Genomic DNA, 24,988 nt, shown 5'->3' with positions numbered 1-24,988 from the left:
TACTCAGGCTTGAGAATAAAGAAAAGTTATCCACAGAAAAAAGTGTGGATATTTCAAAAGCCAAGCCAAGAAAATGGGATTACTTCGGCAATACACTTCAATTATAAGCGTGATGTAGTACATTCACAACAATGAAATAAGCAGTATGACACATATCATCTGCAAAGTTGCAAAATACATTTGGATTGAATCAACCGCCAGTGAAATCTTGCGGATGGGCTCTATAAATTTAGCTGAAACTGCCATATACGATAGCGGCATGTAAGAATATGGCAGGGGCCTATAAGGCCCCTGCGCGATTTATAAATAAGTTATGAATTTGGCGGTGGGGTATTAATCGTTTGTGTATTGGCAACTACAACACCACTACACCAAGGCTGATCTGCTGCAGCACAGCTAATATCTGATCCTCCTGTAGTTAACGGTGCAGGAGAATTAAGCGTGAAGTGGTACAGTTTATTTTGTGAATCTTCTAGAGTAATTTCACAAGGAAAAGAACTGCTTGGAAGCTGGAATGTAAATACGCCGCTGAGTGGACCCGATGAGGCGGTATGCGAGCATACTCCATACTGTGTATAGACAACCGTAGAGCCAGCCCCGGGACTAACAGTAATCACCTTTTGTGGATCATATTGCTGGGAATTTGGTAAACCCGTTGCACCGCCAACGGTGATAACAAGGCCATCACCTATAGCATTTATAAATCCGACCACATCATTTACAGAGTAAGCATAAACATTCATTTGCAGCGTTTGGTGTATCAGCTCAACATAAGGATTAAAATCTTGCGCATAGCTTGAATAATTTTTGTAGTTATTCTGTAACGCGGTATATGCATCGAATCCAGCACCACTGCTAGGTAGTTGTTGCGCATCACAGAAAGTCAAATAACCGTATAAATTTGCCATAGGCAGAGCAGATGGTCCGCTCAGAGGCGTACCACTATTACAAGCGGCGTAATTTGCACTAAACATATTAAATACTGCATTACAATTTGTATAATCTGGACTGGCCACATTATTGCAATTGTTCCAGTATGCAGTAAGTGCCGCAGTTTGCGCGGTAGTGCTTGTTAGTTGTGGGTTTCCTATGACTACATTATAGGCTCCAGGAATCCGCGGATAAGGAAGTCCTGCATAGGTAGGCCACAGTGTTCCAGCTAAAAAGGTATTCAGACCATTTCTAAAGCTCGTTAGATCCTCAACTGTTCCAGTATATCCAACTAAATTCGAACCATAGGGCTCCATTGCTACTGGCAGATAAACCTGGTCAACAGCAGAATAATCATAGTTTACTGTAGTACGATTAATTGGATATGGAGGCGGATCAGCAGTAGTCACGTCTGCAAAAGTGTATTCTGTTAGCTGCTGAGGATCATTAGTGGGCATTATAGTATTTGCACTATAGACGCTTGTTTGTGAACAACCACTAATACAGGTTGGACCAGGAGTATATAAAGTAACTGGACTAACGCCATCTTCAATCTGAGTTTGGATTAAATAAGATTGCACATCGTAGATATAGACACGCATTGAAGACCACCAATCTACGAGTTGGTCAGGATAATGCCCTCCCATCGGGTTAGGAACCAAATAGCTGTAAAATGGTACGGATACTAGTGCAGATTGCATTGGAGGAATACCGTTAGTTCCATTCACATAAACTCGGTGCAATTTTGTTGCTGCAAAAGTATTATAAACGACATCAACTACTCCAAACTGTGCCTGCAGCCATGGATCAACAGTCAGGATTGGTGCTTCGATAACAGGATAAATCGTTTCCGAAGTATTATTGTAAAAAGAAAGTATCTTGATTGGCACATTAGATACTTGCACAGTAATTGGCGTGCCAACCACTGGGGCGGCATCATCCGCGGTAGCGGTTATCGTGATCACTGTGGAGCTATTTACTCCAGTTAAAGTGAAGGTTCCAGTTTGCGTGCCAACAATAGTTCCTGGTCCACTTATCGCAAATGTATACCTAATTTGATGACCTGAACTATCAGTAGCATTGGCAATAAAGCTACCAGCACCATTTCCTCTACTGTCTGCTTGCGCAGAACCACCGTTATAACCAGGCCAGGTAATCGTTGCCGAGGGTTGCGGAGAAACTGCTGTTGTCGTTATATCAGGAAGGTTGAGGTAATATATGGAGCCATCAAACACTTGCAGATGAAATGTCTGTGTCCCTGTTTTTAACGGATTAATATTGACCATAAATTGGCAGCTTTGACCTGAAGCAACTTTTTGGGTTGCACAACTTCCAGTCACGCTTGTGCCAATTGAATTTCCCAGTACTACACCTGCCAATTGGATGGCTGGAAAATGCATAGGGTTCCTATTTTGACATGTATAAGTATTGGCATAAGCCTGACCAACCTCAGGCCGCTCAGGAATTCCAGTATTCGTAATATCACAAACAATCTTATCCACCGCGTGACCAGTCATCGACAAAAAAAATAAGATGTTGAAAATAAAATAACGTATGTATTGTGTCACAGTCTTATCCTTAAATAATTTTAAAAATTTCGCCAATATTGAACATTTCAATCAGTAATTAATTAAAGAAATATGTTCCCTTTACAACAACAGCATTCGAATTCAGATTATTTTCAAGACGGTCATTACTCAGTGTGCCTTCACCATAACCTGTCTTGGCTTTTCCATAATAAGCCAGCTCATAGCCAACACTAATTTGACTGTTGTAATTAAGCCAATAATCAAGGCCTGCACCAAAAGTACCAGCAAATTGTGTTGTCGTTGCAGAAGTAAAACCATAACGCCGATTCATCAGGGTAGCTCCAGGAATGGGGCTATCAGAATAATTAGAAGCACGGTTTAATACAGCGCCTATACCACCTGAAATATAAGGCATGAATTGTTTCCATTGGTATACATCTAACTTCAGTTTTGCCATGAATAATTGTTGTGAAATATCATACTTATAAGTGAAGTTATCCGTATCTGGCAGGTCATTAACAAATATATGGCCATCGATACTTAAAGGAAACGTATAGGTATATTCAAAGCTTAAACTGGTTGCCGGAAGCCAAAGTGCTGGACGTCGCCATTGATAACCGAGAAAACCGGAAATTTGTCCCGCACTACCTGAACTTTTGCTAGCATAGCGGTCATCTGGAAACCCAGGCATTCCTGAAGTAGCAAAGTTATCAGTATTCGTCCCAAAAGGATCCATCCATCCTCCGCCCACACCAATAAACCAGTGATTTGCTGGAGGAACACCATCCTTATCTTTATAAACAGGGGCTTTTTTGGTTACGACAACACGTTCAGAATTTTGCGCCACTGGCACAGGATGATGTGCTGTTTTCGTTTGAGTTAGAGACACGTTATGGCGAGCTTGTACAACAGGTAAGCCACCACCAAATTTTTGACCAGCAGCTCTTACTTCAGTTGCAGAATGTAGTGGACCAAGTAACAGTTGGTAGTAACCATTTTTTTTCTTTAACAACACAGGATAGCTTGTTTTCTTTTGTGCTCGCGATTTTGCACGTAACGCATAGGATTTATTTTTATAACTCGCGAGTTGAATATAAAAATCACCAGCTGCATTACTTCTAAATTGCTGGGCCTGATGTAATCCATATATGAGCTGGGCTGACGACGAGGAAAAACTAATGAGCGAAAATCCAACAGCTATTGAAAGTTTTGAGTAACAATTCCACTTCATATTTCATCCTTAAATTATTAGGAAAATCCGTAAACAGAAAACCACACTGAGACTGAATTCTAACAAGCTTTTATAGATGAGGAAACCTTAAAGTTATTTTATGTCAATAACATCATCAACTTACTCGTCGCATTTAGCTTAATGACATGCAGAGTTGTCTTTCCTTGTCTTGTTGCGTTTGCTTGACTTGCTCCTTAGCAGATTGTGGCTTTTTAGCTGTTTCAAAAAACATATCTCGGAACAGATTATAAAAACTCTTTAACACGAGCGCATTTCTAACGGTCACATCATTATCGGCACGCTTTTGCGCAATGGAGGGAACTTTTTGTAGATATGCATAGCGAACCCGAGCTTCCATATCACCCTTTAAATCTTTTTCCCAACATGGATTTGCTGTAATTTGTCTGTCGCAACCCAATACCGTTAACTTTGATTTTTTAAGCGTTACACCGGGATTTAAAATATAGTGACGCATATCAGCAGATAACTTTTTTACCAACTCCGGTTGGTTTTGCCAAAAAGAAGTGGTGAGTAATGGTGAATTTGCACCATGGGCAAGCGTTACTCGCGGAACATGATAACTGCTAGAACAAAGAACTAAATTTGGTGAGCGTGATAAGTTGTAAGTTTTGCAAAAATTAGCCCAGTGCATATCGAGAAAGCGACTCAATCCAAGAACCTGCCCTAGAGTATTGTCAAACGGAATCCCGTCAATAATAATTAGCGCGGCAGGATACCCATTGTACTCTCCTTTTGCTTTTAATATTTTTCGCAGCTCATCATTTTGTCGCTGAACCCCATTAAAATAAACAAAAACAGGTTTATTAATGCCGTGGTTGCGATTGTTTTGTGTGCATTGTTTTGCAATGTTAACGCCATAATCCATCCGCCGAATCGTATCGGTCTCATCGTATTCCTTTTCACATAAAACGAATTTATCTGCTGCCTCCAAATAGGTCCCTGCAAAGCCGCTGCGACCAGAAAGAATCACAACCATATCCGTATCTTCTAAGGACACATGTTGCGCGCCAATCGCCTCAGCAAGTGCATACTCTGTTGTCAGCTCATTGGCATCAATAGGAAACTCGTTTGCTGAGGCAGTGGACTTCCCTAGTGCGCTCAAAATTGCTTTTGTAGATAGTGCCATGCTCGTGTTTTAGTTTGTTTTTTAATAGCTGAACTGTACCAGAAGAGATGAATAGATTATATGTTTTCGAGCAAAAGGATTTTCAAGCGTGGCTCGGGCCAAAGCCCGACCTATACCTCTGTTTCGATTGTTGTCTTAAATGAGTTTTGGAAATTCTTCTATACACCTATCATTCTCACCTTGGTATATGATTCTACCTTTAGTGATATTAACCTCATAACTTTTGGTGCCCGCTGAAGCAATACGTGCAAGAAAAGTAGGATAATCAATCGCTTGCTGTTGTATTTCCTTTATCGCATTTTTAACCTCTGACGGATCAAAGAAACTGAAGTTATATTGTTTATAAGTTGCAGGTAAAGTTTCTGTATGAATATTATTATCTGCAAAATGGTAGATGACCTTAGATTGAAGTATGTCGACTATATAGCGTGTTACACCGACATCGGCAATCGTTTTAACATGCTCAGGAAAAGTCGTCTGCCCTTTAAAACCAGCATGTAATGATTTTTTAATGACAGCAATAGTATTGGGTTGCACATGAAACATAATATTTTCTCCTTAATCATTTTTTGATAAAGGAACTATGCCACTTTATTTACATCCAATATTGGAAAAACGCGACAATTTTATATTTATAGCATCACCCACTAAGATTACTCGGCTTAATCCACGAATATATATACTCTTGTAGCTAAATCTTAGTGGACAATGCTATATGTGCAGCATGAAACTGGCCAGGCGTAAATCCCGAGAACTGTTTAAAGCTATTAATAATATGGGCTTGATCATAATAATTGAGATGATCAATGAGATACTCCCAATGGGTTCCATTTTGTATCTGTTGCAGTGCTTGTCGAAATTGACTCAAGCGCAAAAACTGTTTAGGGCTTATGCCAATCATGCTCTTCAATTTCCGCTCTAAGCTACGCTTGCTCATTGCATATTTTTTAGCAAGCTGCTCAACAGAGATCGTAGTATCAAGGCATGGAAATTGTTGAGCTAAATTTATAATGGCCGGAGGAGGCAATTGTGCTTTATTTGTTTTCAGTAAGTTAAGTAAAAACCTTTGCACCATACACGCCAATTCACTGGGTTCTGTAATTGGGTTGAGTTGCTCCTGTATATCTAATACAGATGAACGTTTTATTATTTCTGTTAACCCTAATGCCTGATTGGTGAACTGATAAGCATCTTCTCTAAAAAATGCATTGATGCTCCAAGGATAAAGTGTAACTAAAACCGTTTTTGTATCAACAGTTTCTGGTTGAAATATCCGATATTGTGTTTGCATCCCACTTATCCCACAGTGGAATAGTTGGCGTTTTGTATCTTGTTCCAAAATATAAAGTGAACCACCGCATTGAAAGCCTAATACGACAAAGAAATCAGGTAAAACTCTATAAGACAAAGCATCTGCGGTTGTATTTGGGTTAAATAATTCAATGTCTATGCTTTTTACATATGGAGTGAGTGCAGGATGAATGGGTAAATTTTGGTGAGATTTAATCACTTGGCAAATCCTACTGTACTGAAAAACCATCACAGACAAAAAGTTCCCTCTAAAACACTTGAGGAACTTACCTTCGTCTAAAACGTTTAATATTTAAGCAATAAACTTAAATTGTACTGAAACATGCTGTCCCAAAACAAGTGATACCTACACATCAGGAAGAAGAATTTTTATCTGCTCTTTCAAGCAAAACTTCATTTTCCACTACAATAAATTTAAGAACATCAAAAAGGAACTTATATGTTAATGAGAACCAAGCGGTTTTTTCTACTTTCTTCCCTTACTTTTTTTACCTTATATCTACCTGCAATAACTTATGCGGAGGATAATTACAGCTCTAAGTTCATTAACGAAAGTAATAAAGGAGCGGAAAAATATACGCTTATTAAAACAAGAATGTGGCCAGAATCGGGATGTATTATTGAAAGTGGGCCAGACAAAATTTTACCGGGAGAGAATACACAATTGGTGATTGCCAAAAAACAAGGTTGCGATCAAGCCGGTATCGGCTACTCCTTGTACAAAGCAACCGACACCAAACAAGAGCATGTACTCGGCTATGTTTCTCACCGTTTTCGCGATGGCACGTTTAGTTTGCAAGTTTCGATTTTTTGTAAAAACAAACAGTGTGTATTTAGAGATCTGAATCCAGATCAAGACCGAAATTAACCTATATAATAAGCTATTAAATGTAGGTTAGGTCTTGACCCAACTTGCTTCAAAGTGAGATTACAAATCTGGATGAATGGTTAAAACAGTTTAATAGTGAGTCCTTTCTCCAAAACCAAGAAGTTCTCCCCGCTGGTTTGTTAATTCAAATTGCTCCGCTGTAAAACGGATTGCTACCGTTGATAATCCGGAACACATTTGTCGGACCAAGGCCCGACCTACTCGGGTCGGGCTCCTATTTTTAACCCATTATTTCCATTTTAACATAATCTGTATACCCTTTTTCAGCGCCTCCATAGAACGTTGCAGGATCTGGAATAGCTAGAGGAAAATCTTTTGCAAAACGCTCGGGTAAATCGGGATTAGCAATAAATTTACTACCGAAAGAAACTGCATCAGCGAGGCCATCATTAATTGCCGCTTCGGCTGTTTGCTGATTGTAGCCCGCATTAAGTACCAGGAATCCAGAGAATAATTTTCTTATTGCCGGTGCTAGTGGTTCTACTCCCTCAGGAAGTTGTGCGGATTCAACGAGATGTAACATTCCCAGATGCAGCTTTTCCAACTGTTCAACAAGGTAAAGATATATCTCTTTTGGGTTAGAATCTTGCATTCCATTGAATGGGTTATTGGGTGATATACGGACAGAAACGCGTTCTGGTCCCCATACGTCAATCACTGCCTGCGTTAACTCAATTAAAAAACGGGCACGATTAATTACGGATCCCCCATACTCATCCGTTCTTTTGTTGGTGCCATCTTCCAAGAACTGTGCTGGCAAATATCCATTAGCGCCGTGAATTTCTACCCCATCAAAACCCGAGTCTTTAGCCAGTTGTGCCGATTTTTTAAAATCCGCAATAATTTCTTTAATTTCATACAGTTCTAAGGCTCTTGGCGTCACCACATCCTTAGGCCCTGAAAGAGTAAAAGACTGGCCTGAAAAGCCGATAGCAGAAGGCGCGACAGGCAGCGCGCCACCATGAAAGTCAGGATGAGAAACCCGACCTACATGCCAAAGTTGTAAATAAATTTTACCTCCTTGGGCATGAACTTTTTGAGTGACTTTTTGCCAGCCTGAAACCTGTTCCTGACTGTGGATTCCCGGGGTAAATATATAGCCTACACCCTGCGGACTTACTTGCGTTGCCTCTGTAAAAATAAGTCCTGCTGATGCTCTTTGGGCATAATAGTCAGCCATCAAATCAATAGGTATTTGCTGTGTGGCACGTGAGCGTGTCATGGGCGCCATAAAAACCCGGTTTTTAAATATCAGCGTTCCTTTGGTGAGCGGCTTTGAGAGTATTAAACTGTTCATAACAAATTACCTTCCATATCTAGTTTGCAAATTTTAGGGCAATGTACCAAAATATATTTGCCGACCAACTAATTATAAATATAGTTGGTCGACCAAGTATTTGTCAAGACCAATAACCGGGGAGCCTCCATTGGTTAATATGAAAGGGAAAACTGAAGAAGGAAAAAGTTCCTGCGCAGATGAAGACGTTTTACGCTTTCCGAATGCGGTCAAAGGTAATGAGCTCAGTTACCTGATTTTTCTGCTTGCCAGAACGCATAGGGGAATGGCTAGCGAACTGTTACGACCTCTTAATCTCTATCCCGGACAAGAGCTTTTGCTCATGCAATTATGGGACCGCGATGGACAAAGTCAGATTGAACTCATTTGCAGGCTTGGCCTGGATGCCTCCACAGTTACTAAAATGGTACAAAGATTAGAGGGGCAGGGGCATATCACCAGAATACCATCTAGCACCGACAAAAGAGTAATGCAGGTCAATCTCACTGCTACAGGAAAAAAATTAAGAGTAGAAGTTGAAAAAATGTGGGCAGCTCTAAATTCTGCGGTAACGCAAATCCTTGATGAAGAGGAGCAAGAACAAATAAGCACCCTTTTAAAAAAAATCGTATTAGGCATGCCCAAAGGGATTAAATAAAACAGAGAATGGCTGGAGGTTTATGGAAATTGAGGAACAAATTTCTGACATGCAAAAATGGAAACGAGTCTTAATCCTTATTGCGCATTAAACTTTTACCTCTCCCCTATTACGCTTTTTTTTCACACCAACACAAACTTACTCATCTCCACTTTGCCCAACTAAGACTCATTTGCGTTTCTAAAATCGAAAGTCTAAACAGGTTTTTCGTGTGAAAGAATATATTTGTTTAAGCGCATGCGTTGCCTAAAATATACTTTATAGCAAAATATAGCATTTAATATCAAAATACTATATTCTTCCTTTTTTTTGGAGAACAATATGGGTATCGTAAAAATTTCTGATGAATTACACGAGGCAACAAAACTGATGGCAAGAGCAATGAGCCGCTCAATTAACTCGCAAGCAGAATATTGGATAAGAATAGGGAAACTGGCAGAAGAAAATCCATCCATTACTTATGCTGAAATGCTCAAAATTTTAATCAACCAAGCATCATTAGGTGAGATACACGATGTTAGTGAAGACGCCTGAAGAAATAGAAAAAATGCGGGTTGCCGGTAATTTAGCGGCATCAGTACTGCACATGATAGAAACCTATGTTGTTGCTGGGATCAGTACCAGTAGGCTGGAGCAAATTTGTCGTGAATACATCATTAACGATTTGGGTGCAATCCCCTCAACATTAAACCATTATGGTTTTCCTGCATGCATTTGCACCTCGATAAATCATGTGGTCTGCCATGGCATACCTTCTGATAAAATACTTAAAAATGGCGATATTATTAACATTGATGTGACGGTACAAAAGGATGGTTATATCGGCGATACGAGTAAAATGTTTCTCGTTGGTCCTGTAAAACCTTTTGCTAAAAAATTAGTAGACACTACCCAAGAGTGTCTCTATAAAGCCATTTCAATAGTGCGTCCAGGAGTGCGGCTTGGTGATATAGGAAACATAATCCAAACACATGCTGAACAAAATGGATATTCAGTAGTGCGTGAGTATGGTGGTCATGGCATTGGTCGTTCAATGTGGGAAGAACCTGATGTGATGCATTTTGGCAAGGCAAATACCGGATTACCATTACATGCAGGAATGACTTTTACCATTGAACCAATGCTCAATTTAGGTCGCAAAGAAGTGAAAACTTTAGGAGATGGTTGGACTGTTGTTACCAAAGATCGCAAATTATCCGCACAATGGGAACATACCATTTTAGTCACTGCAAATGGATATGAGGTGCTTACCTTAAGACCAGATGAGTCGTTATGAGAACAAGCCAGGTTGCAAGCAACCAGGATTCCTATTTAATCAGCTATTCTTCCAGCTCGCACAGAAAAAGCGCCATAGTCAGCAAGCTGCATTTGTGTCATTCCCGCGCAGGCGGGAATGACACACGATTTTTTTCAACAACGCCCACTAGTGGGAGAGGGTTAGAATAAGGGGGAAATTTGCCATTTTTATTTCTAGTTCGACAACCCCGATAAGTGATGCATGCCCCCTACAGAATAGCTATTTGTTTCGCTTAATAACAGTGAGGGATATGTAATCTCATAAGCGAAAAATGGTTTGGGCACACTCTATTTTTTGCATAGGCGGCTCTTGTGGTTTTGCAATAGTAATAAAATGCCTCATCATGTAACCACTGAATTTATAATAACCAGGGGAGGCCATTATATCCTTTTGTAAGTCCCTAATATCAGGTAGGGTCACTTCTAAGCCCTTTTCAATCAGTGAAGTTAACCGTTCATCAGTATGATGTGGACATAATTTGCCAAACTCTTCTTTAATCCTTGATGTTATAGGTGCTTTAATTTGTTCCCAAATTACCGAGATTCCTTTAAATCGGATACAATTCAATATTGGCATCACCATCATGCACGCATCTGCAGTTTTTGGTGAGGCTAAATTTTTTAAATATTTCATGGCCTCTTCTACAACAATGGCACGCATTTTGGTGAATACTTCATCGCTGAGGAGTATTTCTGTTATTGCATCATTAAAAGAAATAAAATCTTCTTTTTTCTGGCTATAAATCAACATTTCCCCTGACTCAAAATCATAAAACCAGGCATGTAGTTTAAGCTGTTTATTCGCAAGCTTCCTAATGACAGCAGGGTGTGTTTGCAAATTTTCTATTTGCATTAAAACGTTCTCTTTAGTCGTGCAAACCAAAGAATGTTCCGTACACTCGGGAAATTTTATTTTAAGTTTTTCTAGCGTAGGTTTTGCATAAATTAACCATGAAGCAACGGCTGGTAATTCTTTATCTAGATGAGGATTCATTAATCCTTTCATTGCCCCACAACGGGAGTGACCGCAGACAATAATGTCTTTAACGCCCAATACATCTACTGCATACTCCACTGCGGCTGCCTCTCCAGAGGGCGTGGACGAATAAAAAGGTACAAGATTACCAACATTGCGAGTAACAAATAGCTCGCCAGGATCAGTATCCGTAATGAGTGAGGGAATCACTCGCGAATCAGAACAAGAAAACAAAAGCGCTTTGGGATGCTGTCCTTGTGCTAAAGATTGAAATAGTTCCTTCTTTTTAGGGAAGTCATTTTTTCTAAAATGTAGCACGCCATCTAATAGTTTACTCGTCAACAAGGCATTGCTATCTACTAAAGAGTGGTTTAGTTGCTCGATAGGTAAAAATTGGCTTGTCGCTTGGTCATGGGCTAGTATTTGCCCAGTTTCAAATTCATAAATCCAACCATGAATGCTTAACTTACCCTTTTCAAGTTGTTCGATGACAGCAGGATGTGTTTTTAAGTTTGCAATTTGTGTTAGAACATTTTTTTCTGTAATACATGCTAAAGAATGATGATGTAAATCATCCTGCACATTCAGCATAGATTTTGTTTCTGCTAACCAGTCAGCAACAGCAGGTAAAGTCTCTTCAAGATTAGAGGTTTGCAAGGCCCCCATGGCTCCGCAACGAGAATGACCACATACAACTATTTCTTGTACGCCCAGTACTTTAACTGAAAATTCAATAGCTGCTGCAGTACTTGAAGGATCTGTGGAGTACGGATTAATAATATTACCAACATTACGGGTAATAAATATGTCTCCAGGTCCTGTATGCGTAACAAGAGCTGGAATGATGCGTGAATCAGAACAGGCAAAGAGAAGAGTCGTAGGGCGTTGTCCATTTGCCAAAGTAGTAAATAACTCTTTCCGTTTTTGATATTCTTGAGTTTGAAAACGCTGTACTCCTTCCATGAGCTTTAGATACATAGTTTCATCCCTGTTCAATGTGAGTAACCATAAAATATATAACCTAACTTATGCTTCATTACAAAATGAAAATTAGGATGCGTTTTTATAAAATCCGTTGCATAAGGTAAAAAACAAATGATAGAAAGTAAATCATTTTGTAGCAAATTACTTATGAATAACCCCGATCGAATAACGGGAATAAGCTGATGATAAAGCAATGAATAAATCAAAAAATAAAAATACTTACAATTAGATCACAGGCTTCAAAAGAGTTTACAAACAAAGTTATATTTAAATTAACTATTTGATTAATAATAAAATATATAAGTTATTCACAAGAAACAAGAGACATAATAATAACAAAAAATTAAGAAAATATATTTAATGAATTTATTAATAGGCCACTAAGATTTTTTTTAACCTGCCAGCAATATCAGTTTTTTTTGGGGGCCGGTAACATTCATTCTTATTACTGCTTTCACAAACAATGGGTAGTCCTTGGGAAATATTTCTCGGTAATTGGGCTCGATTTACTTTGAGTGAGAGAATACATGAGCTGCCTTTATTCGGTAATTGTCACAAATGCCGGTACCAGTGGTCACCTGAGTAATCATAAGAGAATGTGATTTATTAGACTGATTCGTCCTAATGAAATTAATAAACTTTTTTAAAACCAAACTAATACTTTATTTATTTCTTAAAAAGGCAATCAACATTCTTTGGCCTCTTTTACGCTAGTGTAAAGGGGGGAAATAAAACAATAACTGTGATTAAAAAAGCTTTTAACTCATTTCGGCACATCAAGAAGCCAATAAAATGGCGGAATTTAAATCACCTTGTGTCAAGTTACTTATGAATAACCCCGATCGAATAACGGGAATAAGCTGATAATAAAACAATGAATAAATCAAAAAATAAAAATACTTACAATTAGATCACAGGCTTCAAAAGAGTTTACAAACAAAGTTACATTTAAATTAACTAGTTGATTAATAATCAAATATATAAGTTATTCACAAAGAATAAGGAACATAATAATAATAAAAAATTTAAAAAATAAATTTAATGAAGTTATTAACAAACAAGTAAATCAACATGAAAAAAGATAAAATATACAAAAAATAATCAAAATCCAAAATTGACAGTAGAAAAAAAGTTCTCTATCATTGCCAACCTCATAATTTTATTAGCAGGTTCATCATGAAACGTACCTTTCAACCCAGTAATTTAAAACGCAAACGTGATCATGGTTTTCGTGAGCGTATGGCTACTCGTGCAGGTAGATTAGTAATTAAACGTCGTCGTGCTAAAGGCCGTAAACGTTTGACTGCGTAAGTGTCTGCATTTAAAAAAACACAAAGATTATTAACAAAAAAAGATTATAATCATGTGTTTGAACAAGCAAAAAAAATAGTAACATCCGACTTTGTCATTCTCTTTAGAGAGAATCATTTAGGTTATGCAAGACTTGGGCTGGCGTTATCAAAAAAATTGATAGCAAAAGCCCATGATCGAAATCGTATCAAACGGCTGTTAAGAGAAAGCTTTCGACAAGAAGAATTACCTGCAGTAGATGTGGTTTTTTTAGCAAGACAAGGCGTAGCAAAACAAACAAATGCGATTATAAACGCTAGAATGGGCAAAACATGGAAAAAATTAATCTCATGTTACGAAAAATAGTTTGTTTACCCATCAAACTATATCAATATTTGATTAGCCCCTTGTTAAAACCAAGTTGCCGATATTACCCAAGTTGTTCACAATATGCCGAAAGTGCTATCCAACAATGTGGCATAACCAAAGGTTTGTGGATGGCTTTAAAAAGAGTATTGCGTTGCCACCCATGGTCACGTGGTGGTTACGATCCGGTACTCCCCAACAACGAGAATCATTGATGGATATACGACGTATTGTTTTATATATGGCGCTTGCGCTAGTTGGTTTATCACTTTGGAATGCCTGGCAGGTAGATTATCCTCCTAAGCATTTGCCAATTGAAAATGCAGTTAGCCAAGAGAATAATGCACAACCATTGTTACCCCAAGTAGCTCCGTCCAACAATACGAGTACTCCTACATCAACTCCCGCATCTCCTACTGTAGAACAAACTAAAAACAGTAATGCACCGTTAGTTCGTGTTAAAACAGATGTTTTAGATGTGAGCATTGATTTACAACATGGCGACGTAGTTTCTGGACAACTCCTTGATTATCCTCAAAGTGTAGACGAAAAAAATAAACCGTTTCTTCTATTACAAAATCAGCCTGGTGAGCGTTATGTTGCTAACAGCAGTCTTTTTGTTCCTTCAGGACAAAATGTGCAAATGCTCAATTTGAATTTCACAACACCGCAACAACAATACGAATTGACTCCTGATCAGAAGCAATTGGTCGTCACGTTAAGCGGAAAAACTGATCAAGGGCTCGAAGTAAAAAAAGAACTTATTTTTACTAAAGGCAGCTACCTCATTGATGTCCATTACAAAATTGTTAATAAAAGCAGTACCGACTGGACTGGCTATTTGAACACGCAACTGTTACGTAGCTCACCCAAAGAAGACAAATCAAGTGTATTTCATGTTGGCTCATATACAGGTGCTTCCTATTCTGAACCAGGAAAACACCGCTATCAAAAAGTAAGCTTTAGCGATATGAATAAAGCCAATCTGGATGTAGATAGTAAAGGTGGTTGGATTGCCATGCAGCAACACTACTTTTTAAGTGCCTGGATTCCAGATGCGAATTCGAATAATAAGTTTTACACTCGCTCTGTGAATAACGATTATACCATTGGTGCTGTTGGACAACCGATTACCCTGAAGCCTGAAGAGCAAAAAACAGTTAGTGCTCAATTGTATCTAGGTCCAGAAATCACCAGCGTATTAAAAAGCATTGCCCCCTCGCTTGATCTGACTGTGGATTATGGAATTTTATGGTTTTTATCGTCCTTATTATTCTCGTTGATGAAAGCAATTTATAATGTTGTTGGTAACTGGGGCTGGTCTATCGTTTTAGTTACAGTCTTAATTAAATTAGCATTTTATCGATTGTCTGCTACCAGCTATAAATCAATGGCTGGGATGCGTAAGTTACAACCTAAATTACAAGCTTTGCGCGAACGTTATGGTGATGATAAAGCCAAAATCAGCCAGGCTACTATGGAGTTATACAAGCAAGAAAAAGTAAATCCTTTAGGTGGTTGTTTACCTATCGTGATTCAAATTCCTGTCTTTATTGCTCTGTATTGGGTTTTATTAGAAAGTGTTGAGTTAAGACAAGCACCATTTATTTTCTGGATTAAAGATTTGGCTTCGGCTGATCCCTATCATGTATTGCCATTAATTATGGGCGCGACGATGCTGGTTCAACAAAAATTAAATCCAGCGCCTCCAGATCCGATGCAAGCAAAGATCATGATGTTTTTACCGGTGTTATTTACAGGCTTGTTTTGGAGTTTTCCAGCTGGTTTGGTATTGTACTGGATTGTGAATAATACTTTATCCATATTGCAACAATGGTACATTACACGTAAGTACTCTGATGAAAAACCTGCAAAAAAACTTGTTCCTGCTAAATAAATGTCTACAGAAACTATAGTTGCTATAGCTACCCCACCTGGAAGAGGTGGGGTAGGAATTATCCGCTTATCAGGACCAAAAGCATACTCCACTGCTGTTTCTCTTAATGGCAATAAGACATTAAAACCTCGTTTGGCGACTTTTTGTTCCTTTTATTCATTGTCAAAGAAAGAAGAATCCCAACAATTCGATGCTTTAATTGATCAAGGGATAATGATTTATTTCAAAGCACCACATTCTTTTACTGGCGAGGATGTTGTTGAAATTCAAGCGCATGGTTCTCCTGTGGTTCTCGATATGCTCACCAAAGCCTGCATTCAACTTGGAGCACGCTTGGCGCGACCAGGGGAGTTTTCTGAACGCGCTTTTTTAAATGATAAAATTGATTTGACGCAAGCTGAAGCAATCGCTGATTTAATTCAAGCCAGTTCGCAAACGGCAGCACGCATGGCTTTAAAATCATTACAAGGTGAATTTTCAAATAAAATTAATCAATTAAATGAAAAAATTATCTATTTACGCTTGTATGTAGAGGCTGCAATTGATTTTCCAGAGGAAGAAATTGATTTCCTCAATGACGGTAAAGTTGCACATTTGTTACATGCTGTTTTAACTGAATTAGAAGCAATACGTGCTCAAGCAAATCAAGGTGTTATCCTTCGCGAAGGTTTATCAGTAGTGATTGCAGGGAAACCTAATGCGGGTAAATCAACTTTAATCAACTGTTTGGCCGGACGTGACATAGCCATAGTGACTGAAATTGCAGGTACTACGCGTGATGTGATGCGTGAACATATTCTATTGGATGACATCCCGCTACACATTATTGATACTGCGGGCTTGCGTGAGTCTAATGACGTAGTCGAAAAAGAGGGAATTAAACGAGCGTGGCAAGAGTTAAAGAAAGCCGATTGTGTATTACTTGTTGTTGATGTGAATGATTTGGAACAGCATCATCATTTAACTAAAGAAATTAAGTCTGCACTACCTTCGGAAGTTCCTATTATTACCGTGTTCAATAAAATTGATACCTTAGGACACACTATGCAAATACAGGATCATAGCGTCTATATCTCTGCAAAATCAGGAGAAGGAGTTGATGGACTGAAACAACTAATAAAACAAGTTGTAGGTTATCAACCGAGCGAAGGACACTTTCTTGCAAGAAGACGTCACTTACAAGCATTAGATGAGGCAAAAAATATACTATCTATTGGCCAACAACAACTGCTTGAACATCGTGCTGGAGAATTATTAGCAGAAGATTTACGCCAAGCACATCAATGTTTGTGTGAAATCACCGGCGAATTCAGTTCCGATGATTTATTAGGACGCATCTTTTCCAGTTTTTGTATTGGTAAATAAATTTATTGATATTGAGAGGCCCTCAATGGGAGCTGAATGTATTGATAAATTCAGGGTGTTTATTATTTGTGCTATTCTTAATGTAGGTGCTTATAAAAGAGGTATTTATTATGGCCCAGATAGCCGAAGGAGTAGCCACACAATTAGCCGATGATGCTGAAAATATGGTGAAAAGTGCTGAAAATTTGCTACAAAAACAAGGAGATGACCAATCTTCTGATGATGACCAAAGTTTATCAATGAGTGCTCCTTCTGAATCAGATTTAGATCCTATGCAGATAGCCACATCTATGTTGCCCGACGAGGTAAATGATGTTTTTCAAAGCCATGGAAATGGTGGACAACAGAATCAGGATCAGAGTCAGAATCAAATGGGATCACTAGTAGATGAAGGTGAAGATATGCTTGACCAAGGCATAAATATGGGAATGTCTTTGTTAAATAAAGGCTAATTCGTTTTAATTCCATCGAACTTAGTGTGATAAATTGTTACACGATTTAAATCACATCCTGTACCATCAAAAGAGTATGAGTTCAATCTCTGTTTCTTTGTGCCATCAATAAATGCCTCATCAGTTTTAAAAGTAAGTTATTGTTCAATAAATAATTTTTTAATCCACCTCTTAATCCTACGCACTGCTTCGCCATAACGTTCAGTACATGGACACACACTTCGTAGAGCCTCCTTTTTTTTAATCAAAAAATGGGTTGATGCATTACTACTTACCACTTCTTTACTTTTTTGAAACATTTTTACCGTTTTGAAACATTGTGATAAAAAAACAAACAAAAAATTCTTGTCAAAAGAAAAACCAAATGATACCGTATCGTAGAAATAAAACTCCCTGTGTATTTTTTGTGAGGTTGCCATGGCTTATTCAAAACAAAATGAGGCGGTTAGTAATGATAAGTTTCAGTTTTTTACGCAACTTCATGATAAACAGTTTAAAAATCTTGGGGACCTTGAAAGACGAGCAGATGGACTTGGTTATTCTTTTTTATTAGAAAACCAAAAAGCGCTTGAGGCAGAATTCAGCCAAATGTTTGCTGTGCTGGAACGACAGAGAGATAAAAATAATAAAGCGTTTTGGATCTATTGTTACTATTGTGCGACTCTTTTGGAAAACTTTTATAAAGCGTATTCACATCAGGCTAAAGAAAAGGAATATAAGGATGCGAAGGCAGAAATTAAGAAACACATAGTAAAAAAGCAAGAAGAAACTAAGAAAAAAGCGAAAGAAGAGGCTAAGAAGGAAGACGATTTTATCGAATCGTTAAAAAAGAGTTTTGCCCAGGGGTTTGAGAATTTATGGACTGCGCCCGCACATTTATCGCGAATTCGTGATTATGTGGCTTATGCAAACTTATGTCGTGTGTATTGGGTTTTTTGCCGTCTCACCCTAACTACGGGTTTTACTTTAGCAAAAGAGCTACAAATTCTTGAAAAGTTGGATGCAATTCTCGGGACACATACCGATGCTCAGAAAATAATTGATTTTATTAAAGCACCGAATGGTGTACTGAATTATTTTAGTGTGGGCTTGTTTTTAATGCGCTTTGCGATAGATTTCGGTCATTTAGTTCGCCACACTTGGTTTCCAACAGAGGCAGAGGAAAAGGATAAAACTACAGCGCTTGAGCGGTTTAAATTTGAACTCTATAAGCGTCATTGTAATTTTGCGAATGACTTAGTATGGGCAACAGTAAACTTTATTACTAATTTTAATCACATTACGCATATCCCAGATCCTACTGCGGGGATTATAACTGCCATCTTTTTAGGCTTTGACGTTTGCATGACTTTATATAAATGTCATTTAGCAAAACAGGAGTATTTAACAAAGAAAGAGCAATACGACAATGAGTTGCGAGAACTCAAAAAGCACCCAGAGAAGTTCAAAGGGCTGGATATAGAGCAGCATAAAAAAATGCTCGAACTGCAACTTAAAGAACTGGAAATTGGCTGGCAGACAAAACAGGCAACTTTTTATTTTACCGCGGCTGCAGCGGCTTTATTGATGCTTGGATTTACTGCCTCGCTATTGTTTACAGGGCCAGGAATCGCTGTTGCCTGCTTTTTTGTTTGTACTCTTGCTGTCGCGATGTATCTTTCTTCGGATGCTTATTCGAAACTCCAAGAAAAAAGCTTACGCTTAGATGATGCTAAAAGCACTGGAAAAGATCTGCAATTCGCACTTAAAGAGTACGAAGCAGCGTATAATGATTTTATTTTTACGATGGTCAAAAATACGGTTATGCCTACCCTTATCATTGCCACTTTTGCGGTATGTTGGCCGGCGGCGATTGTTTTAACTGCGCTGTATCTAGGTTATGAAATTTATCATGCTTATGATCAGCATAAGAGCAAAAAAGAAGCGCAGTTAGCTTTAGAAAAGCCTGATGAAGATGGTTCTATTATAGAGGGTACAGTAGTCTACAAGGATGAGGCAATTGAGGTTAATGAAAGAAGCTGTTGTTTTGCGTAATTAATGTAGTTACGCCATCTCGAGTGCCACAAGGGATCTGTCATCGCAGTACTTTAGCAAGTGTAGGCTGGGCTGTTAAGTCCAGCGTTTGCTGAGTTAATTCTTACCCTTCAAAATGCTCATCATGAAAGTCATCACGATAATCTCAATTTGACAAGTAACTTACTCATCATATTCATAAATTGGCATTGTTACATGCTGGGCTTAGCAGCCCAGCCTACGGTTATTGAACTATTTTTGTCAACGAATTACCTAATACTTAAAATCCCAAGTGTGATGAGGGGTCTCTCCATTACAGTACTGTATCCTGGATTAGCCTAGCGTAATCTGGGATACAAGGCGCCTAAGCTACGTTGATTTGTTTTTTATCGCTAAAGCTTTTTCATACAATTCGTTTTTACTGCCATCACTGAGCTTACAGGCAATAGTTACTGCTTGTTTCAGAGGTAACTCACTCAGCAACACGGAAAGTAGTTTTTCATGAGCATCTGGTTCAGCTACCACGGGACGAGGAGGGATGAGCACAACAAACTCACCTTTAACATGTGCTGGCTCTGCCAACAGCCAATTTTTAACGTCCATTATCGTACCTGTAATAAAACGTTCAAACGTTTTGGTTAATTCTTTGGCGAGAACCATCTCACCTGTTTCACCAAAAACGTCACTTAAGTCTGTGATGCATTCAAGAATACGATGTGTTGATTCATAAAAAACCAAAGTATGTGGTTCGGTGCGCAAGGCGTGCAATTTGCTTTTCCGTGCTTGCTGTTTTGCCGGAAGAAATCCTAAAAAAAGAAAAGAATCACAAGGAATGCCTGCTGCACAAAGTGCAGTAATTAATGCACAAGCCCCAGGAATAGGCACAACTGGAATGTGTTGCTGCCTGGCTAATTTAACTAATAAAAATCCAGGGTCACTAATTAATGGGGTGCCTGCATCACTAATTAAGGCAATCGATTTTCCTGCTAAAAGCTCATCGATAATGTGTTTACTTTTGTCATTTTCATTATGCGCATGCAGTGATTCAAGATTTTTTTTTATTCCTAAAGCACTGAGTAGCTGTATGGAATGGCGGGTGTCCTCCGCTAAAATAAAATCAACTGATTTAAGTACTTCTAATGCTCTAAAGGTAATGTCCTCACGGTTTCCTATTGGAGTTGCAACGATATAGAGAGTTCCTATGCCTGTTGCTAGTGAGTTTGTCATGGTTTATCCTCTTGCGTTATTGCTTATTCAATGTCTAAAAATATGTTTATTAAAACAATAAAAATTCGCGCATTTTTTTTACTGACATCAACCCTTTTTCTTTGTCAATGTACTACAGCAGTTAACCCGCCTGAAATGGCAACACCTATACCCGTAACTGCACCAAAAGTAGAGAAGAAAAAAATAGCAAACCCATATTCTAAATCTACCGCAAGTTACCTGATACAAGCCAAAAATCAAGAAGGCAGTGACAAGCAACAATCGTTACTCCTCGCAGCGGGTCATTTGATTTCAGAAGGTCAATGGCGACAAGGCGCTGCTATTTTAGCACAGACTACAGATTTAACACCGACACTTAAGAATGAAAAAAATCTTTTGTTGGCACAAATTGATCTCATTCGCGACCGTCCACAAACGGCATTAAATAAATTAGCCAGTATTACGGAGCGTGATGACTTTGTTCTATACCAAAAGATTCAATTTCATGAGTTATTGGCACAAGCTTATCGTGGTACTGATAAGCCATTGGAGTCCATTAATGAGCGTATCAAACTTGAGTCATTGCTGGTTGATGACGAGAGTCAAGCCAATAATCGCCGTATACTTTGGTTAACTTTAACGCATATGCCACAAACTGAATTAAATTCTTTGGCTACTAAAGCATCTGATCAATCTGTGTTACAAGGCTGGCTACAGCTCGCGTTAATTTCACGCAAGTATCGAGATAATCCACAGTCTTTGCTTGCTGCTTTAGATCAGTGGCAATCTCATTTTAATGAGCATCCGGCAAATCATATTTTGCCTAATCCATTAGACTCAATTGCCAATAAAATACGTGCTCAGCCGAAACAGGTTGCGCTTTTGCTTCCTTTAAGTGGCGCGTTACAAGGACCAGGAACCGCAGTACGCGATGGATTTATGGCAGCATATAAGAATAATAACAAGACCTCCATGCAGGTAAAAACTTATGATACCAGTAAAGGTGATGTGGCTTCTTTGTATCAAACTGCGCTTAATGAAGGGGCGGATTATGTTGTGGGACCATTAACAAAATCACAGGTAGCAGTAGTTGCGGCATTAGCCCACCCTGTCCCTACCCTGTTATTAAATGATGCGGATGCCAATATCCAGGAAAACTCTTATTCATTTGGCCTTTCACCGGTAAATGAAGCGATTCAGGTTGCGCTCAGAGCAAAAAATAAAGGATATAGTCGTGCATTGATTATTGCGCCTGGTACTGATTGGGGAAAGGAAGTCACTCACGCGTTTACGCAACAATGGCAAAAGAGTGGTGGACGTGTTGTGGATACTTTTTCATATGCTGCAAATGATGATTTGAATAAAAAAATGAAAGATTTTCTGCAAATCAGCAACAGCCAGCAACGTGAGAAAAAAATAAGAGAATTATTAGGACTGAAAATCCAACCGGTTATTAGTCGCAGGCAAGATTTTGATATGATTTTTCTGTTAGCCTATCCGTCTAAAGCACGGCAAATTATGCCGCTGCTCAATTATTATTATGCGGGGGATGTTCCTGTCTATGCTACGGCCAGCGTGTATGGTGGTAGTGCTAATCCATTGAAAGATAAAGATCTTGATGGAATCATTTTCTGTGACATCCCCTGGGTTTTCGCACATCAGGCCGGTACACGCAATTGGCCAGAACAATTTAACAGTTATAATCGATTGTATGCTTTAGGAATAGACAGTTATACTTTGGCAACCCAATTGAACCAATTGATGTTATTCCCAGCAGATCAATCGCATAATGGAGATGGTATTTTATATCTCAAACCATCGCAACAGGTGGCACGTGTATTGGAGTGGGGACAGTTCAAACAAGGACTTGTCCATTCTTTGGGTGAGACCGTGTAATTGATAACTCAAGAGAAAGGACGCATTGCTGAGGAAAAGGCTTTAGCATACTTAAAAAAGCAAGGACTTAAGTTAATGACGCAAAATTACAGTTGCCGCCTGGGCGAAATTGATTTAATTATGCGTGATCAGGAAGAACTGGTTTTTATAGAGGTTCGTTCACGGGTATCCGCCCAGTTTGGTGGCGGCATTGCCAGTGTTACTTATGCAAAAAAGCAGAAAATACTCAAGACGGCTACATACTATTTGCTGAAACATAAAAAGTATGACCAATTTGCCCTTCGTTTTGATGTTGTAAGTATTGATGGCACATCAGCGACCATTAATTGGATAAAGGATGCGTTTGGTGCAGATTATTGATTAACAGAGTAAATATTTTTGTAGTCTGGGTGAAGGTGTGGAGAAAATGTACCAGGAAGCCCCGGGTTCTGCTTTGCTTCACCCAGGCTACAAAAAATAAGTGATAGAGGTTTGATATGACGGTACAACTGGAAGAACGAGTAAGGCATTTATTTGGTATGAGCATAGAAGCCAAAATAGCCCTCGCTGATTCTTTATCTGATGCGATTGCCAAAGCTGGGCAACGTTTAGTGAATTGTTTGCTTGCGGATGGAAAGATATTATTGTGTGGAAATGGGGGCTCAAGTGCTAACTGCATGCATTTTGCCAGTGCTATGTTGAATCAATTTGAAGTAGAAAGACCCGCGCTTCCCGTAATTAATTTGAGTACCGACGCAACCAGTTTAAGCACTTCTGCAAATGACAATCATTACAGCCAAGTCTTTGCACGGCAAATTCAGGCATTTGGACAAGAAAATGATGTATTACTTTTATTAACTACATCAGGTAATTCAGACAGCATGTTGCATGCGCTTCATGCCGCAAATGAACGCGGAATGGATACGGTTGCCTTAAGTGGCCGAGATGGAGGGGTGCTTGCCAATCATTTGGGTCCCGAGGATATTGAGCTGCGTGTTGCATCCGATAATTCGGCGCGAATTAGGGAAATGCACCTGTTCATCTTACATTGCTTTTGTGATTTAATTGACCAATCATTGTTTGGTCAGGTTTTGGGGTAAAAAAATGAGTTTTAAATTTAGATTAAAATCGATTGCTTTTCTTTTGGTCGCCTCCCTGTTAACAGGATGTGTTGCTGCTGTTGTAACAGGTGCTGTTGCTGGAATGGTTTATGATCGACGCGGCGTAATTACAATGGAAGCCGACGCTCGATTATTTCATGTCATTCATAAATCAATAGTAACTAACCGTCAGTTTAGTGATTCCCGCGTTATTGTGACTAGTTTTAACCGTGTTGTATTGCTTGTCGGACAAACGCCTACGCCGTCTTTACGTAATTTGGCTGAAAAAATTGCACGCGGGGGCCCAGGTGTGCATCGTGTTTACAATGAAATATCGGTTGGCTACCCCATACCTCTGACCGCCCGTTCAAAAGACAGTCTGATTACCAGTCAGGTTCGTACTGCATTGCTGGCTAAAAAAGGACTTGAATCAGGCTCTATCCGCGTGGTCACAGAAAATAGAGTGGTTTATCTCATGGGCATCGTCAATGATCACCAGGCAGCGCTTGCTGTTGATGCGGCACGCCGAGTTAATGGTGTAAATAAAGTGGTTAAAATTTTCCAGTATATTCATTAAATAAAATGTTAAAACACGGATGTTTTGCTGTTCTACTTACATTGGTTCTATTGTGTCTGTCTGGCTGCATAAGCAGCTTATGGACAGGTGCCACTATGGTTTATGATAGACACGATGTGTATAAAAAATTGGATGATTACAATTTATACCTCAAAGTAAATAACGCGATCACGATTGATAATAAATTTAAAAATAACAATTGTGTGATTGATATTGCGGTGTTTAACGGAGATGTTTTATTAGCTGGCCATGTACCCACTCCTGAAATGCGTGTCGAATTAAAACGACGATTGGCTTTAGTAAAAGGCTATAGACGGATGTTTAATCAGGTAGGAGTAAGTGCCTCAGGATCAAATTCAGTGCAAGACGGTTGGATTACAGCGAAGATCCGCAGCCAAATTTTTGCTGATGGCTCTATTGATCCGAACGCATTTAAGGTAGTAACTTCTGATCGAGTGGTTTATTTAATGGGAGATGTGCATCAAGAACAAGCTGAAAAAGTAGTTAATATGGCAAGACAAACAAGTGATGTGACGCAAGTAGTAAAAATTCTTAAATATTTTACGTATCAAAATAATTCTTTTGGATAACCCTAGAAAAGCAATTGATGCAAGGGTAAA

The 24,988-nt window shown here is 38.9% G+C and carries 25 protein-coding genes; 16 read left to right on the top strand and 9 right to left on the bottom strand.

What is annotated here, in order from left to right; all coding sequences use genetic code 11:
* Positions 1-311 precede the first annotated feature (311 nt).
* The 5 genes from Lste_RS13335 to Lste_RS13315 form a co-directional block, all read right to left on the bottom strand.
* Positions 312-2,498, bottom strand: coding sequence for a hypothetical protein (locus Lste_RS13335; protein WP_058511410.1), 2,187 nt, complete (start codon positions 2,496-2,498; stop codon positions 312-314).
* Positions 2,499-2,556: 58 nt separating this feature from the next.
* Positions 2,557-3,690 (bottom strand): SPOR domain-containing protein, encoded by a 1,134-nt coding sequence (locus Lste_RS13330; RefSeq protein WP_058511409.1) that lies wholly within the window; start codon positions 3,688-3,690, stop codon positions 2,557-2,559.
* A 133-nt stretch (positions 3,691-3,823) separates the two neighbouring features.
* Positions 3,824-4,837, bottom strand: a complete 1,014-nt coding sequence (locus Lste_RS13325) for a hypothetical protein (RefSeq protein ID WP_058511408.1) — start codon at positions 4,835-4,837, stop codon at positions 3,824-3,826.
* 135 nt (positions 4,838-4,972) lie between these two features.
* Positions 4,973-5,383 carry a DUF1398 family protein gene (locus tag Lste_RS13320; RefSeq protein WP_058511407.1) on the bottom strand — a complete coding sequence of 137 codons (411 nt, stop codon included), beginning with the start codon at positions 5,381-5,383 and terminating at the stop codon, positions 4,973-4,975.
* A 145-nt stretch (positions 5,384-5,528) separates the two neighbouring features.
* Positions 5,529-6,347, bottom strand: a complete 819-nt coding sequence (locus Lste_RS13315) for a helix-turn-helix domain-containing protein (RefSeq protein WP_058511406.1) — start codon at positions 6,345-6,347, stop codon at positions 5,529-5,531.
* A gap of 240 nt (positions 6,348-6,587) precedes the next feature.
* Here Lste_RS13315 and Lste_RS13310 point away from each other — a divergent pair, with 240 nt between their 5' ends.
* A complete protein-coding gene (locus Lste_RS13310; RefSeq protein ID WP_058511405.1) occupies positions 6,588-7,016 on the top strand; it encodes a hypothetical protein in 429 nt (142 codons plus the stop codon).
* Positions 7,017-7,257: 241 nt separating this feature from the next.
* Here the strand turns inward: Lste_RS13310 and Lste_RS13305 are convergent, their stop codons facing one another.
* Positions 7,258-8,334, bottom strand: a complete 1,077-nt coding sequence (locus tag Lste_RS13305) for an alkene reductase (protein ID WP_058511404.1) — start codon at positions 8,332-8,334, stop codon at positions 7,258-7,260.
* A 139-nt stretch (positions 8,335-8,473) separates the two neighbouring features.
* Here Lste_RS13305 and Lste_RS13300 point away from each other — a divergent pair, with 139 nt between their 5' ends.
* The 3 genes from Lste_RS13300 to map all read left to right on the top strand — a co-directional run bounded on the left by Lste_RS13300 (position 8,474) and on the right by map (position 10,247).
* Positions 8,474-8,971: a MarR family winged helix-turn-helix transcriptional regulator gene (locus Lste_RS13300; protein WP_083503966.1), complete on the top strand. Its 498-nt coding sequence runs from the start codon at positions 8,474-8,476 to the stop codon at positions 8,969-8,971.
* A gap of 321 nt (positions 8,972-9,292) precedes the next feature.
* The gene (locus Lste_RS13295; RefSeq protein ID WP_058511403.1) at positions 9,293-9,505 is read left to right on the top strand and encodes a ParD-like family protein; all 213 of its coding nucleotides are present in this window, start codon (positions 9,293-9,295) and stop codon (positions 9,503-9,505) included.
* The gene (map, locus tag Lste_RS13290; protein WP_058511402.1) at positions 9,486-10,247 is read left to right on the top strand and encodes a type I methionyl aminopeptidase; all 762 of its coding nucleotides are present in this window, start codon (positions 9,486-9,488) and stop codon (positions 10,245-10,247) included. Before Lste_RS13295 ends, map begins: the two co-directional genes overlap by 20 nt.
* A 279-nt stretch (positions 10,248-10,526) precedes the next feature.
* Here map and Lste_RS13285 read toward each other — a convergent pair whose 3' ends face one another.
* Positions 10,527-12,221, bottom strand: coding sequence for a carbonic anhydrase (locus tag Lste_RS13285; protein ID WP_058511401.1), 1,695 nt, complete (start codon positions 12,219-12,221; stop codon positions 10,527-10,529).
* A gap of 1,182 nt (positions 12,222-13,403) precedes the next feature.
* Between Lste_RS13285 and rpmH the strand changes: the two genes are divergently transcribed.
* The 6 genes from rpmH to Lste_RS13260 all read left to right on the top strand — a co-directional run bounded on the left by rpmH (position 13,404) and on the right by Lste_RS13260 (position 17,597).
* Complete coding sequence (gene rpmH, locus Lste_RS13280; protein WP_019232681.1) at positions 13,404-13,538, top strand: 50S ribosomal protein L34; 135 nt, start codon at positions 13,404-13,406, stop codon at positions 13,536-13,538.
* The gene (rnpA, locus tag Lste_RS13275) at positions 13,539-13,883 is read left to right on the top strand and encodes a ribonuclease P protein component (RefSeq protein ID WP_058511400.1); all 345 of its coding nucleotides are present in this window, start codon (positions 13,539-13,541) and stop codon (positions 13,881-13,883) included.
* Positions 13,850-14,098, top strand: a complete 249-nt coding sequence (gene yidD, locus Lste_RS18910; RefSeq protein ID WP_082650793.1) for a membrane protein insertion efficiency factor YidD — start codon at positions 13,850-13,852, stop codon at positions 14,096-14,098. The genes rnpA and yidD overlap by 34 nt, the downstream gene beginning before the upstream one ends.
* The gene (yidC, locus tag Lste_RS13270) at positions 14,098-15,780 is read left to right on the top strand and encodes a membrane protein insertase YidC (RefSeq protein WP_058511738.1); all 1,683 of its coding nucleotides are present in this window, start codon (positions 14,098-14,100) and stop codon (positions 15,778-15,780) included. The genes yidD and yidC overlap by 1 nt, the downstream gene beginning before the upstream one ends.
* Positions 15,781-17,145, top strand: coding sequence for a tRNA uridine-5-carboxymethylaminomethyl(34) synthesis GTPase MnmE (gene mnmE / locus Lste_RS13265; protein ID WP_058511399.1), 1,365 nt, complete (start codon positions 15,781-15,783; stop codon positions 17,143-17,145).
* Between the two features lie 110 nt (positions 17,146-17,255).
* The gene (locus tag Lste_RS13260) at positions 17,256-17,597 is read left to right on the top strand and encodes a hypothetical protein (protein ID WP_058511398.1); all 342 of its coding nucleotides are present in this window, start codon (positions 17,256-17,258) and stop codon (positions 17,595-17,597) included.
* Positions 17,598-17,734: 137 nt separating this feature from the next.
* On the opposite strand, the gene Lste_RS13255 is transcribed toward Lste_RS13260, so the two are convergent.
* Positions 17,735-18,016 (bottom strand): hypothetical protein, encoded by a 282-nt coding sequence (locus Lste_RS13255; protein WP_058511397.1) that lies wholly within the window; start codon positions 18,014-18,016, stop codon positions 17,735-17,737.
* On the opposite strand from Lste_RS13255, the gene Lste_RS13250 reads away from it, so the two are divergent.
* On the top strand, positions 18,015-19,631 hold the full coding sequence (locus tag Lste_RS13250) for a hypothetical protein (protein WP_058511396.1): 1,617 nt from the start codon (positions 18,015-18,017) through the stop codon (positions 19,629-19,631). The two genes, Lste_RS13255 and Lste_RS13250, sit on opposite strands and share 2 nt — an antisense overlap.
* Positions 19,632-19,979: 348 nt before the next feature.
* Here the strand turns inward: Lste_RS13250 and rsmI are convergent, their stop codons facing one another.
* The gene (gene rsmI, locus Lste_RS13245; protein WP_058511395.1) at positions 19,980-20,837 is read right to left on the bottom strand and encodes a 16S rRNA (cytidine(1402)-2'-O)-methyltransferase; all 858 of its coding nucleotides are present in this window, start codon (positions 20,835-20,837) and stop codon (positions 19,980-19,982) included.
* Between the two features lie 30 nt (positions 20,838-20,867).
* Here rsmI and Lste_RS13240 point away from each other — a divergent pair, with 30 nt between their 5' ends.
* The 5 genes from Lste_RS13240 (at position 20,868) to Lste_RS13220 (ending at position 24,958) form a co-directional block, all read left to right on the top strand.
* Positions 20,868-22,712: a penicillin-binding protein activator gene (locus tag Lste_RS13240; RefSeq protein ID WP_237760484.1), complete on the top strand. Its 1,845-nt coding sequence runs from the start codon at positions 20,868-20,870 to the stop codon at positions 22,710-22,712.
* A 3-nt stretch (positions 22,713-22,715) separates the two neighbouring features.
* Complete coding sequence (locus Lste_RS13235) at positions 22,716-23,072, top strand: YraN family protein (protein WP_058511736.1); 357 nt, start codon at positions 22,716-22,718, stop codon at positions 23,070-23,072.
* Between the two features lie 116 nt (positions 23,073-23,188).
* Positions 23,189-23,791 carry a D-sedoheptulose-7-phosphate isomerase gene (locus Lste_RS13230; RefSeq protein WP_058511394.1) on the top strand — a complete coding sequence of 201 codons (603 nt, stop codon included), beginning with the start codon at positions 23,189-23,191 and terminating at the stop codon, positions 23,789-23,791.
* A 4-nt stretch (positions 23,792-23,795) separates the two neighbouring features.
* Entirely contained in the window at positions 23,796-24,368 is a 573-nt protein-coding gene (locus tag Lste_RS13225; RefSeq protein ID WP_058511393.1) for a BON domain-containing protein, read from the top strand.
* Between the two features lie 5 nt (positions 24,369-24,373).
* The gene (locus Lste_RS13220) at positions 24,374-24,958 is read left to right on the top strand and encodes a BON domain-containing protein (RefSeq protein ID WP_058511392.1); all 585 of its coding nucleotides are present in this window, start codon (positions 24,374-24,376) and stop codon (positions 24,956-24,958) included.
* Positions 24,959-24,988: the final 30 nt, after the last annotated feature.

Source organism: Legionella steelei (assembly GCF_001468005.1).
GTDB classification, from domain to species: domain Bacteria; phylum Pseudomonadota; class Gammaproteobacteria; order Legionellales; family Legionellaceae; genus Legionella; species Legionella steelei.
Note: the sequence above shows the minus strand (reverse complement) of the source record. Positions and strands in the feature narration are given on the sequence as shown.